Consider the following 14,409-nt stretch of genomic DNA (forward strand, 5'->3'; position numbering starts at 1 on the left):
TTGAGTTGTAGTGCTGCACGGGCCGTGGGGCCTCCGCCGCAACGGTCCGACTATCGCACAGACCCTGCGTCGCCCGCACCCTCGCACGCCGGTTGGCACGCATATCGGCGCGCGGGCGCTGTGACCTCCGTCGCAGCCGTGAATTCGTCGTTCAGCGCCGCCATGCCAGCCTTCTTGGCCTGTGCCACCAAGGGGGCTGCCCCTGCCATGCGACTGTTGCCCGTAGTGTTGTCGACCAGCCTTGCCCTGATCTGCGGCCAGGCGCTGGCGGCCCACCCCAAGACCGACGCCAAGCCCGAGATCACGCGCGAGCCGGCCCAGCCGCAGGCCCTCAACAGCGTGCACACGCTGCGCCAGATCCCCGAGGCCTGCGCGCGCCTGGAAGGCATGTTCACCGGCCAGGCCAACGACCCCTACGCCTTCGCCGTGGTGCGCACCAGCGAGACCTGCCAGCCGCGTGCGCGTTTCGTCGATGCGGCCAAGGTCAAGCCATCGGAAAAGGCCGGCTGGAAACTCAACGACCTGATCCGCGTGCCCAGCGCCGCCTGCGGCACGCAGTTCGCGGTGGTGAAGGTGTGGCGCAAGCCGGCCAGCGTGGCGACGCCGACGCTGGATGCCCAGGGGCGTTCGCGAATCTATCTTGAAGAGGCGCGCCAGCAGGCGCAGACCGGGCAGATGGCGGCGGTGCCGATGTTTGCCGCGGAGATGGCGGTTGAAGGCACGCCCTGCCGTTAGGCCAACAGGCCAGGGCCGCATGCGCGGCCCTGGCATGACGTTGCTTAGTGGTTGCTGCCGCCGGCGCTGGCGTCCGTGCTGTCGCCAGTGATTTCCTTCACGGCTTCGACAACAGGTGCCGATGCATTGGCGGGTGCTGCAGCCGTGGCGTCGGTCGCCGGCGTCGGCGCGGCGTTGGCAGCAGCCACCGTTGCCGCCGTGGCGGTCTCGGCGGCCACGCCCAGTGGATCGGCGAACTGCGCCGGCGTTGCGGCAACCTTGTCGGCCGGGATGCGGAACTCGTCCTTGGCCAGCAACTGCGTGCAGGTCCAGCCCAGTGCGGCCGTCACGTCCTTGAGCAATTGCGCGTTGTCGGCATGCAGCTGCTCGCGGCTCGGCGGATGCTTGTTGTCGCGGGTGTGCGTGTTGCAGGCGGCATTGGCCAGCTGGCGGCCGCTCTTGTCGACCAGCTGTACCTGGGCGCTGTAACCGACCCAGTACGTGCCCCACTGCGTCGGGAAGTAGGCATACATCCACCCGGCCGAGCGCACGTCCAGCACGTAGTCGGCTTCCGGATGCGTTGCCGCGACTTCCTTGGCCTTCTTGGCTTCGCTCGGCGTGGTGTCGGCGGCCAGCACGTTGGCGCCATAGGCGCTGGCCAGCGATGCAGCAAGCTGCGTGCGGACGATTTCGGCCGGGTCCTTGATGTCGTTGTCCCTGACCAGCGTGTTGCCTGCCGAGTACATCGCGGCGGCACCGAGCAGGCCGAACGTGGCCTTGCCCGCGGTCATCGCCGAGAAGCCCGGGCGCTCGTGGATGGTCACGGCAACCGATTTGCCCTGCATCGCGGCGGCATCGGTATCGGAAAGCGCAATCAGCTTGTCCTTGGCACTCGCCGACATGGCGAACAGCATCAAGGCGCTCGCAAGCGTCGTCTTTGTCACTGTGGTTTTCCCCTGTGTGATGGTTTGGCCGCGCATCGATTGCGCAAACGGGCACGACGCGGCCAGGCGTTGTCCCCCGACAACGCCCGCCGATTTGAGCACGCAGCCAATCGGCTTAGCTAGTCGCGCAGGGGAGAAAGTTTCTTGGTCACCGCGACATTCTTCAGCACCACGTACTTGGGGATGCCATCGCGCCCATACGGCGGTGGCGCCTCGCCGCGGATCAACGGCTCCAGGTAGCGGCGCGCCGCGGCGGTGATGCCATAGCCATCCTTGCGGATGAACCCCGCCGGCATCTTCTTCTCGTGGTTGGCGACCTTCGACAACGGTGCCGCCTCGATCTTCCACCGGTACGGCGAATCGCTGCTGCGCACGATCACCGGCATCACCGAATTCATGCCCTTGAGCGCGAACTCGACCGCCTTGCGCCCGACCGCCTGCGCCTGCTCGAGATCTGTCTTCGATGCCAGGTGCCGCGCTGAGCGTTGCAGGTAATCCGGCAGCGCCCAGTGCACCTTGTAGCCCAGCGAGTCCTTGACCCGGCCGGCGAGGAACGAAGCGACACCGCCGAGCTGGGTATGGCCGAAGGAATCCTTGCCGCCGCCGGCGTCGGCAACGAAGCGGCCGTCCGCCGTCTGGATGCCTTCGCTGGCGACGACCACGCAGTAGCCGACGCGTTCGACGGTGGCTTTGACCTTGGCGAAGAAGTCCGCCTCGTCGTAGGGACGCTCGGGGAACAGGATCAGGTGCGGAGCGTCGTCGACGCCCTGGCCGGCCAGCCCGGCGGCCGCCGCCAACCAGCCGGCATGCCGCCCCATGGCTTCGTAGACGAACACCTTGGTCGAGGTATCCGCCATCGCCGCGACATCGAGCGCGCACTCGCGCACCGACACCGCCGTGTACTTGGCGGCCGAACCAAAGCCGGGGCAGCAGTCGGTCACGGCCAGGTCGTTGTCGACGGTCTTGGGCACGCCGACGCAGGTCAGCGGGTAGCCGAACTCGGCGGCCAGCTGCGAGACCTTGAGGGCGGTGTCGGCCGAATCGTTGCCGCCGTTGTAGAGGAACCAGCGCACGTCGTGGGCCCGGAAGACATCGAGCAGGCGCTCGTAGCGGGCGCGGTCCTGATCGAGCGACTTGAGCTTGACCCGGCACGAGCCGAACGCGCCGCCGGGGGTATGGGCCAGGGCCCGGATCGCCGCGGCCGACTCCCGCGAAGTATCGATGAGGTCCTCGCGAAGGGCCCCGAGGATGCCGTTGCGGGCGGCCAGTACCTTGACCTTGCGGGCCCGGGCGGTCTCGATGACGCCGGCGGCGGTGGCGTTGATGACAGCGGTGACACCGCCAGATTGCGCGTAAAGCAGGGTTCCGGAGGGCATGTCCATTCCTGGGGTGTGGGGACAGGACCAGGCCGGGATGCGGTAAGCTGACCGCACTATTTGCCCGGCGGGGCTGGGTCGAAGCGAGTGTAGCGCCGCCGCGGGCAGTCGCCCGAAGGCCGGGCCGCACGGCCGATTCTCTCAGGCCGCGAGCCACGACGGGCCACCAGGAAATTTTCCCGTTCTAGGAGTGATGTTGATGCGATTGGTACTTCTGGGCGCGCCCGGTTCCGGCAAGGGCACGCAGGCCACGCGCCTCAAGGAGCATCTGCAGGTGCCGCACATTTCCACCGGCGACCTGCTGCGCGCCGAAGTGGCTGCCGGCAGCAAGCTCGGACTCGAGGCCAAGGAAGTGATGGCATCGGGCAACCTGGTCAGCGACGAGATCCTGCTGGGCATGCTCGAGGACCGCTTCTCGCGTCCCGACACCCGCGACGGCTTCATCCTCGACGGCTACCCGCGCAACCTGGCCCAGGCCGACGCGCTGGACAAGCTGCTGACCCGCATCCGCCAGCCGATGGACTACGCGGTACAGCTGGACGTGCCGACCGACCTGCTGGTCGAGCGCATCGCCGGCCGCGCCAAGGCCGAAGGCCGCGCCGACGACAGCCCGGAATCGGTGCGCACGCGCCTGAAGGTCTATGACGACCAGACCGCACCGGTGATCGAGTTCTACCGCCAGCACGGGCAGCTGACCGTGGTCGACGGCGTGGGCTCGCTGGATGATGTGTTCAACCGCATCATCGAGGCGTTGGTGCCGGCGAAGGAAGTGGGCTGACTTCGTTTAGGACGACCTGATCTTGAAGATTCATATTCTGGGGATTGCCGGCACTTTCATGGGCGGCGTCGCCGCACTCGCCCGCGAACTGGGCCATGAAGTGGAAGGCAGCGACCAGGCCGTCTACCCGCCGATGTCGACCCAGCTCGAGCAGCTCGGCATCGACCTCAAGCAGGGTTACCAGCCGCAGCACATCAGCGCCGACTGCGACCAGATCGTCGTCGGCAACGCACTCTCGCGCGGCAACGCCGCGGTCGAGCAGGTCCTCGACGACGGCCGCAGCTACACCTCCGGTGCGCAGTGGCTCAGCGAGAACCTGCTGCCGGGCCGCGACACGCTCGCCGTCGCCGGTACCCACGGCAAGACCACCACCACCACCATCCTGACCTACCTGCTGCAGGCCGCCGGGCGCGAGCCGGGCTTCCTGATCGGTGGCGTCGCCGAGGACTTCGGCGTGTCGGCGCGCGTTGGCAGCGGCCGTGAGTTCGTGGTCGAGGCCGACGAATACGACACCGCGTTCTTCGACAAGCGCAGCAAGTTCGTCCACTACCGTCCGCTGGTGGCGATCCTCAACAACCTCGAGTACGACCACGCCGACATCTTTCCCGACGTCGCCGCGATCCAGCGCCAGTTCCACCATCTGGTGCGCACCGTGCCGCGCCGCGGCCGGTTGATCGTCAACGGCGAAGACCACCACCTGGCCGAAGTGCTGGCGATGGGTTGCTGGACGCCGGTGGAAACCTTCGGCCTTGATGCCAGCCTGGCGCCGCAGCCGCAGGGCCACGGCGACCGCGCCGACGAACGCGCGGCCGCAAGCGCCAGCTTCAACTGGACCGCGCGCATGATCGAGGAAGACGGCAGCGCATTCGCCGTCGTCCACGATGGCGTCGAGATCGGCGAAGTGCGCTGGCCGCTGCTGGGTCGCCACAACGTGATGAACGCGTTGGCTGCGCTGGCGACGGCGCACGCCATTGGCGTCGACATCGGCCCCGTGCTGCCGGCGCTGGCGCAGTTCCGCAGCGTCAAGCGCCGCCTGGAAATCATCGGCCAGGCGCAGGGCGTCACCATCTACGACGACTTCGCCCACCATCCCACCGCGATCGCCACCACGCTCGCGGGCCTGCGCGCGAAGGTCGGCTCGGCCCGGATACTGGTGGCGATGGAGCCGCGCAGCAACTCGATGCGCCTGGGCGCGCATTCCGACGCGCTGGCGCCGTCGCTGGACCTGGCCGACACCGTGGTGTTCCTGCACCGGCCGGAACTGGCCTGGGATGCCACCCGGGTGGTCTCGGCGTTGCGCGGCGAAGGCGTTGCGGTGGCCGACGCCGATGCGCTGATCGCGGCGTTGCGCGAACGCGTGCGCAGTGGCGACCACGTCGTGTTCATGTCCAATGGCGGCTTCGATGGCGCGCCGCGACGGTTCCTCGCCACGCTGGCATAGCGGGAAATGGTCGGCAATTCGTCCTAGACTGGCGCCAATGCCGGCAGACGACGCCCCCACCCAGTCCCTGGGATTGTTCCCGCTGCACGCGGTGCTCTTGCCCGGTGCGGCGATCGGCCTGCGCGTGTTCGAGCCGCGCTACCTCGACCTGATCCGCGAATGCGGCCGCAACGGCAAGGCGTTCGGCATCTGCCTGATCATGCACGGCGAGGAAGTGGGCGCGCCGGCATCCGCGGCAGCGTTCGGCACCGAAGCGGTGATCGAGGATTTCGGCCGCGGCGACGATGGCCTGCTGACCCTGCGCGTGCGCGGTGCGCGCCGCTTCCATGCGCGGCGGGTGCGTGTCCGCGACAACGGCCTGCAGGTTGCCGAGGTCGAGTGGTGCGATCCCGATCCAGACGACGTCGTGCGCCCCGAACATGGCCTGCTGGCTACGCTGCTGCAGCAGATCATCGACCAGGTCGGTGGCGAACACGCCAAGGCGCCGCAGGCGAAGTTCGACGATGCCGCATGGGTCGGCTGGCGACTGGCTGAACTGTTGCCGCTGGAACCCGAACAGCGACAGGCCCTGCTGCAACTCGACGATCCGCACCTGCGGCTGGAGCGGTTGCTGTCGCTGCTGCCCTGATCTGCCGGCTGGTTATTGCTGGCGGCCGTCCGTCTTGACCCGGATCACCATCGTCGCCCCGTGCGGATGATGCGACTGCTGCAATTCCATTCCCTCCAGCGCCTCGGCGACGAGCGTGTGCGCGCGGCCGTCATCGCTGGCCGGCAGCCATAATGCGGCGGCGCCCAGCGGGCGGGTCATGTGCAGGGTCTGCGTGCTGCCCAGCCACAAGGGGGTACCGTCGTCGAGCAGCACCGGCGCCGGCCACAACCGCAGGGCGTACTGCTCGTCGTCGTTGCTGCCCGGATGCAGCATCAGCAATGTCTCGGCCTGCGCGTCGAGCGTCGCCGGCAACACCGGTTGCCGCAGCGTCGGCTTGCCGTCGTCGAGCAGGCCGACGGTGGCAACCCAGTCCGCCTGCGGCTGCACGCGCCAGCCCCGCGCCTGCAATTGCGCCTGCAGCGGCGCCAGCGGTCCGGCGACCTGCAGGTCCAGCGGCCAGCGGCGACGCTGGTCGCGCTCGTTGCGCTGCGCCGGCAGGCTCGCCCAACGGCCCTGCCACCAGTCGGCCTGGTGCATCACCGTGGTCGGCTTGGCCGCCGCGAACTTGGCCAGCAGCGCATCGGCCGCGCGCGGTGCATGCCACGCCGCGGCAATGACGAAGGTCGTATAGAACAGCCATGCCAGGGGCCGCATCCAGAACGAACGCGCGACGTGGCGGCGATAGGCGATGCCCAGCACCAGCAGCCAGAGGATGCCGAACAACGTTCCGCCGACCAGGTCGCTGGGCCAGTGCGCACCCAGGTACAGGCGGGCAAAGGCGACCGCGGTCGTCACCACGCCGGCGAGCAGGTACGGCCACACGCGCGTGCGCCCCGGCAGTTCGCGCGCGATCAGCACGGCGAAGAAGCCGAACACGATCGTGCACATCGTCACCGCGACCGACGGAAAGCCGAAGCCGGCCGGTGCGGTAGGCGGACGCGGCATGTCGATCGCCGCTTCCAGCAATGAGGTCAGGGTCAGGCCGAATACCAGCGCCGCCAGCCAGTGCGCCGCCGCCATCCAGCGTTTGCGCCACAGCAGGTACGCCAGCGCCACCGCTGCGGCCGGGCCGAGCACGGCGGCATCGCCCACGCTCGCCAGCCCCGCCATCATCCGGTCGGCCAACGGGTTGCGCAGTCCCCACATGAATTCGTGGATGGTGTGGTCGATGGCGAGCGGGCCACCGCTGGCGAGCAGCGATGCCAGCAGCGTGAACCACGCCCAGCTGATGCCCAGCAGGCACACCGCCAGCATCAGCAGCGATGGCGACTCGGGACGGTTCGGATCGATCAGTGCCGCGGCATAGCGGCCCAGGTGCGGGTGGTGGCGGGTCCAGTACAGGGCGCGCGCCAGCAGGTTGTCGGCATGCGCGGCGAACCAGCGCCAGGTGTAGAGCACGCAGGCCCAGACCAGGCCGATGGTGAGCACCAGCGCGGCCAGCACGAGCGCCAGCCGGTCGGCGACGGCGGCGACCGCGTCATAGGATTTGCCCAGCGCCCAGCCGGGCGCGAGGAAGGCCAGCGACCAGACCAGGCACGCGGCCAGGCTCGGCAGCGCGTAGCGGCGCATCGGCATGTGCAGCATGCCCGCGATGGCCGGCACGAATGGACGCACCGCGCCGACGAAGCGCGCGATCACGATGCTCATGCTGCCGTGGCGACGGAACAGCGCTTCGCCGCGGTCGAGCCATTGCGGATAGCGCGAGAACGGCCAGCGGGCGCGCAGTTGCGGGCCCCAGCGGTAGCCGACCCAGTAGCTCAAACCATCGCCGATGAAGGCGCCCAGCGTCGCGCAAAGCAGCGCATAGGGCCCGCTGATGTGGCCCAGCCCGACCAGCGTGCCGACGGCGAACAGCAATGGCAGCGCCGGCACCACGATGCCGACGATGACCAGGGCATCGCAGAAGGCAATAAGGAAGATGACAGCGCCGGCGGCGATAGGGTTTGCCGCGATCCATGCGGTCGCGCTTTCGATCCAGGCCGGTTCCATCGGCCGATTATAGGCAGCCGGCCCATGACGGCGCGAGGTGGCCATCGCCGGCAAACGATTCCGTACACTGGCGCGATGCCCGCACGCACCACCACCGACGACGACGCCATCGAAGTCCAGGCCCTGAAGGCCGACAGTTTCGGCCGCATCGCGCTGATGCGCGGCGCCGATGGCCTGTTCGTGCGCCGCGACCTTTGCCACGTGCCGCTGTGGCTGCGCCTTCCGGCGTGGTGGCTGGCGCGGCGCGAGGCCAGGGGCCTGGAGTGCGTCCACGGTCTGGAGGCAACGCCGCAACTGCTCGGCTGGGACGGCCGCCGGCTCGATCGCAGCTACATGGCCGGTGCGGCGATGTACCAGCGACCGCCGCACGGCGACCTGGCCTATTTCCGCCGTGCGCGACGACTGCTGCAACAGTTGCACCGGCGCGGCCTTGCCCACAACGATCTGGCCAAGGAAGCCAACTGGCTGGTGTTGGCCGACGGCGCCCCGGCGATCATCGACTTCCAGCTCGCCGTTCGTGGCCGGCCGCGTTCGCGCTGGATGCGCCTGCTCGCGCGCGAGGACATTCGCCACCTGCTCAAGCACAAACGCACGTACTGCCCGCAGATGCTGACGCCGGTCGAACGGCGCGTGCTCAAACGCCATTCGTGGTTGCGCCAAGCGTGGTTCGCGACCGGCAAACCGGTCTACCGCTTCGTAACGCGCAAGCTGTTGAAATGGGAGGACAACGAAGGGCAGGGGCCGAAGCCATGAACCCTGCCACGACCAGCAACCCGCCTGCTCCAGGCGATGCGACTGCGTCGGGCTGCCTGCCCTGACCCCTGGAGGAAACCGTCATGCGTACCCTGTCCGGAAAGACCATCTTCATCACTGGCGCGTCGCGCGGCATCGGCCGTGCCATCGCCTTGCGCGCCGCGCAGGACGGCGCGAATGTCGCCATCGCGGCGAAATCGGCCGTGCCCAATCCGAAACTGCCCGGCACCATCCACAGCGTCGCCGCCGAGGTCGAAGCCGCAGGCGGCAAGGCATTGGCGCTCAAGTGCGACATCCGCGAAGAGGACGAGGTGAATGCCGCGGTGGCGGCGACGGTCGACCTGTTTGGCGGCATCGACATCCTCGTCAACAACGCCAGCGCGATCTGGCTCAAGGGCACGCTCGACACGCCGATGAAGCGTTACGACCTGATGCAGCAGGTCAACGCGCGCGGCAGTTTCCTGTGCGCGCAGGCCTGCCTGCCGCACCTGCTCAAGGCGCCTGATCCGCACATCCTGTCGCTGGCGCCGCCGCTCAACCTCGATCCGAAGTGGTGGGCGCCGCACACCGCCTACACGCTGGCGAAGATGGGCATGAGCTTCGTGACGCTGGGGCTCGCGGCCGAGTTCGGCCCCCAGGGCGTGGCCGTCAATGCCTTGTGGCCGCGGACCGTCATCGCCACCGACGCGGTCAACATGATCCCGGGCGTGCGCCTGGAAATGTGCCGCAAGCCCGAGATCGTCGCCGATGCCGCGCACGCGGTGCTCGTGCGTCCGTCGGACGATTTCTACGGCCACTTCCTGATCGACGACGACGTGCTGTTCGCCGCCGGCGTGACCGATTTCGCCCAGTACGCAGTGAATCCCTACTGCGAGCACCTGATTCCGGACCTGTTCCTGACCGACTCGCAACTGGCTAAAAAGCCGCGCAGCTGATCCGCACCGCCCGTCATCCGATCGCTGCGATGAGCGACAATGGCCTCTTCCCTCCACACACCCGCCACAGCCCCACCATGACCGCCTCCAGCTCCGACCTGTTCTCGCTCTCCGAACGCTATTACCTGCCGGTGTACCGGCCGCGCCGGATCGTGCTCGACCATGGCCGTGGTGCGCGCGTGTGGGATCGTGAAGGCCGCGAATATGTCGACTTCGGCGCCGGCATCGCCGTCAACGCGCTCGGCCACGCCAATCCGCTGCTGGTCGCCGCGCTGACCGAGCAGGCGGGCAAGCTCTGGCACACCAGCAACGTCTTCGTCAGCGAACCGCCGCTGCGCCTGGCCGAGGAGCTGGTCACCGCATCGCGCTTCGCCGAGCGTGTGTTCTTCTGCAACTCCGGCGCCGAGGCCAACGAGGCGGCGATCAAACTCGCCCGCAAGTGGGCCAGCGCGCAGGGTCGCGACCCCGACCGTCGCGTCATCCTCAGCTTCCGCGGCAGCTTCCACGGCCGCACGCTGGCCGCGGTCACCGCCGGCGCGCAGCCCAAGTACCACGAAGGCTTCGAGCCGCTGCCGCCGGGCTTCCGCTACAGCGATTTCAACGACCTCGCCGCCGCCGAAGCGGCGATGGCCGCCGGCGACGTCTGCGCGGTGCTGGTCGAACCGGTGCAGGGCGAGGGTGGCGTCACGCCGGCGACGGAAGAATTCCTGCTTGGTCTGCGCGCGCTGTGCGACCGTCACGGCGCGTTGCTGATGCTCGATGAGATCCAGTGCGGGATGGGCCGCAGCGGTCATCTGTTCGCCTGCCACGGCTACGGCATCGCGCCCGATGTCGTCACCCTCGCCAAGGCGCTGGGCAGCGGTTTCCCGATCGGTGCGATGCTGGTCGGCGCAACGGCCGCGGAGTCGATGCAGTTCGGCGCGCACGGCACCACCTTCGGCGGCAATCCGTTGGCCGCCGCCGTGGCGCGTGCGGCATTGCGCGAGATCTCCTCGCCGCAGGTGCTGGCCAATGTCGAGCGGCAGTCGCTGGCGATCCGCGATGCGCTTGCCGCGCTCGATACCGAGCTGGGCCTGTTCTCGGAGGTCCGCGGTTGCGGCCTCATGCTCGGCGCGCAACTGCGCGAAGTGCACGCCGGCAAGGCCGGGTTGATCCTCGACCTGTGCGTGGAGCAGGGCCTGCTGCTGCTCCAGGCCGGTCCGGACGTGCTGCGATTCGTGCCCGCGCTGAACATCAGCGACGCCGATATCGCCGAAGGCCTGGCGCGCCTGCGCGCCGCGCTGGTCCAGTTCGTCAGCGCCTGATGCGCTGATGCAAGTCCCTGCTCTCCCCGCGCGGGAGAGGGGATTGGCGTGAGGCGCGCTCTCAAGAGGCGCGCTCTCAAGAGGCGCGCTCTCAAGAGGCGCGCCCTTAAGAGGCGCGCCCCCAAAGCGTCGCGAACGACGCCCGCGCCGCCTCGATGGTCAGCGCGATCTCCGCTCCGCCATGCGCGCTCGACACGAACCCGGCCTCGAACGCCGACGGCGCCAGGTACACGCCGCGTTCCAGCATTGCGTGGAAGAAGCGATTGAAGCGCGCAGTGTCCGACGCCTTCGCATCCTCGAACGTCTCCACCGGGCCTTCGCGGAAATACAGTCCGAACATGCCCGGGGCGCGTGTCGTGTGGAAGGCGATGCCGGCTTCGCGCGCTGCGGCCTCGAGTCCATCGCACAGCACATTCGTGCTGCGTTCGAGCGCATCGTGGAAGCCCGGCGCCTGGATCAGCTCCAGCGTCGCCAGGCCCGCGGCCATCGCCACCGGATTGCCGCTGAGCGTGCCGGCCTGGTAGATCGGCCCGCTCGGCGCGACCTGCGCCATCAGGTCGCGACGGCCGCCATAGGCGCCGACCGGCATGCCGCCGCCGATGATCTTGCCGAAGGTCGACAGGTCCGGGGTGATGCCATAGCGCTGCTGCGCGCCGCCGAGGGCGACACGGAAGCCGGTCATCACTTCGTCGAAGATCAGCAGCGCGCCGTGCTTCGTGCACAGCTCGCGCAGGTGCTGCAGATAACCGTCGCGCGGCAGGATGCAGTTGGCGTTGCCGACGATCGGTTCGATGATCAGGCCGGCGATCTCGCCGCCGATTTCATCGAACAGCTTCGTCGCTGCATCGAAGTCGTTGTAGGCGATGGTCATGGTCAGGTCGGCCAGCGCCGATGGCACGCCCGGCGAATTCGGCAATCCAAGCGTCATCACGCCGCTGCCGGCCTTCACCAGGAAGCTGTCGCCGTGACCGTGGTAGCAGCCTTCGAACTTGACGATGCGGTTGCGGCCGGTGGCGCCACGCGCGACGCGGATCGCCGACAGCGTCGCCTCGGTGCCGGAGTTGACCATGCGCACCATCTCGCAGCTCGGCACGATCGCGGTGATCGCCTCGGCCATCGTCACTTCCAGCGCATTGGGCACGCCGAAGCTGAGGCCGTCGCGCATGGTCTTCTCGACGGCAGCCAGCACCTTCGGGTGGGCATGGCCGGCGATCATCGGACCCCACGAGCCGACGTAGTCGATGTAGCGGTTGCCATCGACGTCATGCAGGTAGGGGCCTTCGGCGCGCTGGGCGAAGAACGGTTCGCCGCCGACCGACTTGAACGCGCGCACCGGCGAATTGACGCCGCCGGGGATCAGTTCGAGGGCGCGGGTGAACAGCTCATGCGATTGCGATTGATTCATGGGGAACTCGTTTGACCCTCTCTCGCGCTTGCGGGAGAGGGCTGGGGTGGGGGCAGGTCGAAGCAGTCGAGGTACCGTCGCACTGCCGCGGCCGGATCTACAGCATCGAATACGCCGCTGACGACGGCGAGCAGGTCGGCGCCGGCTTCGACCAGGGACCGTGCATTGTCCGGGGTGATGCCGCCGATCGCCACTCGCGGCAATTGCAGCGACGCCGAGTCGCGCAGGAGGTCCAGGCCGGCCCGACGGGCGTTGGGCTTGGTCGGCGACGGGAAGAACGCGCCGAAGGCGATGTAGTCGGCGCCGGCCGCGGCGGCGCGCCGGGCCAGGGCGAGATCGGCGTAGCACGAGGCGCCCAGGATCGCGCCTGCGGGCAGAACGGCCCGGGCAGCGGCCAGCTCACCGTCGTCCTCGCCCAGATGGGCGCCGTCGGCACCGATCTCGGCTGCCAGGCGCCAGTCGTCGTTGACGATCATCGGCACGCCATGGCGCCGGCACAGCGCCAGCAGCTCGCGCGCCTGCAGTCCGCGCAGGTCGTCACCGGCAGCCTTGTTGCGATACTGGAGCCAGGTGGCGCCGGCGGCCACGACCGTTTCGACCCGGTCCAGCAGGCGCGGGGTGTCGTTGTCGTCGGGGGTGATGGCGTACAGGCCACTCCGCGGGGACGGCGGATTCATCCAGAAAGCTTCCGTGGGCGCGGGCGCGGTGGGACAATGCGCGTTCCGCAATCCCAGCATTATCAGCCCAATCCCCCATGTCCGAGATCGCTGCCGCCACCACCTACCGCACCTGGATGTGCGTCGTCTGCGGCTTCATCTACGACGAGGCCCAGGGCCTGCCGGAAGAGGGGATTGCGCCGGGCACGCGCTGGGAGGACGTGCCCGACACCTGGACGTGCCCGGACTGCGGCGTGACCAAGGACGATTTCGAGATGATGGTGCTCTGACGCTCGTCAGGGCTTGCCGTCAGGGCTTGGCCAGCCCCGGCCCGAACGTCAGTTCGGCGCCATCCTTGAGGCCCAGTTTTGCCGCTTCGCCGGCATTGAGTTCCAGCACATAACGCGCGGGCGCGGTGCTCGGGTACGGCGGGCAGCCGTCGCCGAGGGAGCACGGCGGTGTGTCGCGACGCTGCGACACCAGTTTGCGGTCGCTGTCGAAGTACAGGATATCCAGCGGAATCTTGGTGTTCTTCATCCAGTACGACAGTGGCTCCTGCTGCTCATGGATGAACAACATGCCGTGGTCGTCGGCCATTTCCTCGCGGAACATCAGGCCGCGCGCGCGTTCGGCGTCGTCATCGGCCACTTCCACCTGGAACTTCTGGCCGCCGAGTTCGACCCAGGGGCCGGACCCCATGGCGCAACCGGACAGGGCGAGGCCGCAGCAGGCGACCAGTAGACGGGGCAGGAACATGGTGGAGCTCCTTCAGGCGTTGATCCGGGCCGTGGACGGCCAATGCGCGACGAACATCGTGCAGGGATGAATGCGAGTCAAGCGGAAACGCTTCCGAACCCGTTTGGCACCGGGGCTTTGGGGCCTTAGGGCCTTCGAGGCGTTGGGGCTTCGGGGGGGGGGGCGTCGTCCGCCGGGCCGGGGATCGCTGCGCCCGGCAGACGACATCCTGTCTTTATGCCGGGCGTGGGCCATCCATGGCCCACTGCTCCGCAATCCCCGGCCCGGCGGACAACGCTCCACCGCTTCGTTGCCAGGTCTTCGTCTTTTGCCCGTCATTCCCGCGAAGGCGGGGACCCAGCGACTTTGCGCCTTCCCCGCAGAGACAGGCGGCGCAAGCCGTCATCCCCGCGAAGGCCGGGATACATGGACGTTGCTTCGCTTTTGGGCCGCTCCATGGCCCCGAACGTGCTCACTCGGCAAAGATGTAAAAAAACTTTAACGAACCCCTTCCAAATCCCGTTGTGCATGTGCACAATGCGCGCCCCGCCACGGTGAAGTTGAACGCGGCGGGACGCGGGAAAGACGGTGTGGTTCGAGGCGGTTGACGGTTCTCGGGCATGCTGTAAGATGCGCGGCCCGGTGGTCCTGGGGCGGTCCGGAAGGACGCTGAACGGACCTTCGGGAAGCGAAAAAAGATCTCGACACGGTGTTGACGGAATCGAAATTC

General features: G+C 68.3%; 14 protein-coding genes. 8 read left to right on the forward strand and 6 right to left on the reverse strand.

All coding sequences use genetic code 11. The annotated features are described in order from the left end of the window. Positions 1 to 207 precede the first annotated feature (207 nt). A complete protein-coding gene (locus tag AB4Y64_RS11910) occupies positions 208 to 735 on the forward strand; it encodes a hypothetical protein (RefSeq protein WP_441816657.1) in 528 nt (175 codons plus the stop codon). Between the two features lie 44 nt (positions 736 to 779). Here the strand turns inward: AB4Y64_RS11910 and AB4Y64_RS11915 are convergent, their stop codons facing one another. Then, a complete protein-coding gene (locus AB4Y64_RS11915) occupies positions 780 to 1,628 on the reverse strand; it encodes a hypothetical protein (RefSeq protein ID WP_441816658.1) in 849 nt (282 codons plus the stop codon). A 149-nt stretch (positions 1,629 to 1,777) separates the two neighbouring features. Then, entirely contained in the window at positions 1,778 to 3,034 is a 1,257-nt protein-coding gene (locus AB4Y64_RS11920; RefSeq protein ID WP_441816659.1) for a 6-phosphofructokinase, read from the reverse strand. 199 nt (positions 3,035 to 3,233) lie between these two features. Here AB4Y64_RS11920 and AB4Y64_RS11925 point away from each other — a divergent pair, with 199 nt between their 5' ends. Genes AB4Y64_RS11925 through AB4Y64_RS11935 form a run of 3 tightly spaced genes read left to right on the forward strand, consistent with a single transcriptional unit; the run spans position 3,234 to position 5,881 of the window. Then, positions 3,234 to 3,812, forward strand: coding sequence for an adenylate kinase (locus AB4Y64_RS11925; RefSeq protein WP_441816660.1), 579 nt, complete (start codon positions 3,234 to 3,236; stop codon positions 3,810 to 3,812). Positions 3,813 to 3,831: 19 nt separating this feature from the next. Further along, positions 3,832 to 5,253, forward strand: coding sequence for a UDP-N-acetylmuramate:L-alanyl-gamma-D-glutamyl-meso-diaminopimelate ligase (gene mpl / locus AB4Y64_RS11930; protein ID WP_441816688.1), 1,422 nt, complete (start codon positions 3,832 to 3,834; stop codon positions 5,251 to 5,253). Between the two features lie 28 nt (positions 5,254 to 5,281). Then, entirely contained in the window at positions 5,282 to 5,881 is a 600-nt protein-coding gene (locus AB4Y64_RS11935) for an LON peptidase substrate-binding domain-containing protein (protein ID WP_441816689.1), read from the forward strand. 12 nt (positions 5,882 to 5,893) lie between these two features. Here the strand turns inward: AB4Y64_RS11935 and AB4Y64_RS11940 are convergent, their stop codons facing one another. After that, the gene (locus AB4Y64_RS11940) at positions 5,894 to 7,891 is read right to left on the reverse strand and encodes a VTT domain-containing protein (RefSeq protein ID WP_441816661.1); all 1,998 of its coding nucleotides are present in this window, start codon (positions 7,889 to 7,891) and stop codon (positions 5,894 to 5,896) included. 75 nt (positions 7,892 to 7,966) lie between these two features. On the opposite strand from AB4Y64_RS11940, the gene AB4Y64_RS11945 reads away from it, so the two are divergent. The 3 genes from AB4Y64_RS11945 (at position 7,967) to AB4Y64_RS11955 (ending at position 10,883) form a co-directional block, all read left to right on the forward strand. Then, positions 7,967 to 8,644 carry a serine/threonine protein kinase gene (locus AB4Y64_RS11945; protein WP_441816662.1) on the forward strand — a complete coding sequence of 226 codons (678 nt, stop codon included), beginning with the start codon at positions 7,967 to 7,969 and terminating at the stop codon, positions 8,642 to 8,644. 83 nt (positions 8,645 to 8,727) lie between these two features. Beyond that, positions 8,728 to 9,579 (forward strand): SDR family oxidoreductase, encoded by an 852-nt coding sequence (locus tag AB4Y64_RS11950; RefSeq protein ID WP_441816663.1) that lies wholly within the window; start codon positions 8,728 to 8,730, stop codon positions 9,577 to 9,579. Positions 9,580 to 9,656: 77 nt separating this feature from the next. Next, on the forward strand, positions 9,657 to 10,883 hold the full coding sequence (locus tag AB4Y64_RS11955) for an acetylornithine/succinylornithine family transaminase (protein WP_441816664.1): 1,227 nt from the start codon (positions 9,657 to 9,659) through the stop codon (positions 10,881 to 10,883). A 106-nt stretch (positions 10,884 to 10,989) separates the two neighbouring features. Here the strand turns inward: AB4Y64_RS11955 and hemL are convergent, their stop codons facing one another. Both hemL and thiE read right to left on the reverse strand, forming a co-directional pair. Then, entirely contained in the window at positions 10,990 to 12,288 is a 1,299-nt protein-coding gene (gene hemL, locus AB4Y64_RS11960) for a glutamate-1-semialdehyde 2,1-aminomutase (RefSeq protein ID WP_441816665.1), read from the reverse strand. Then, positions 12,285 to 12,965: a thiamine phosphate synthase gene (gene thiE, locus AB4Y64_RS11965; RefSeq protein WP_441816666.1), complete on the reverse strand. Its 681-nt coding sequence runs from the start codon at positions 12,963 to 12,965 to the stop codon at positions 12,285 to 12,287. The genes hemL and thiE overlap by 4 nt, the downstream gene beginning before the upstream one ends. A gap of 77 nt (positions 12,966 to 13,042) precedes the next feature. Here thiE and AB4Y64_RS11970 point away from each other — a divergent pair, with 77 nt between their 5' ends. Continuing rightward, positions 13,043 to 13,234 (forward strand): rubredoxin, encoded by a 192-nt coding sequence (locus tag AB4Y64_RS11970; protein WP_441816667.1) that lies wholly within the window; start codon positions 13,043 to 13,045, stop codon positions 13,232 to 13,234. A gap of 19 nt (positions 13,235 to 13,253) precedes the next feature. On the opposite strand, the gene AB4Y64_RS11975 is transcribed toward AB4Y64_RS11970, so the two are convergent. Further along, on the reverse strand, positions 13,254 to 13,700 hold the full coding sequence (locus tag AB4Y64_RS11975; RefSeq protein WP_441816668.1) for a DUF192 domain-containing protein: 447 nt from the start codon (positions 13,698 to 13,700) through the stop codon (positions 13,254 to 13,256). Positions 13,701 to 14,409: the final 709 nt, after the last annotated feature.

Source organism: Lysobacter sp. TAF61, assembly GCF_052113485.1.
Taxonomy (GTDB): Bacteria; Pseudomonadota; Gammaproteobacteria; order Xanthomonadales; family Xanthomonadaceae; genus Lysobacter_J.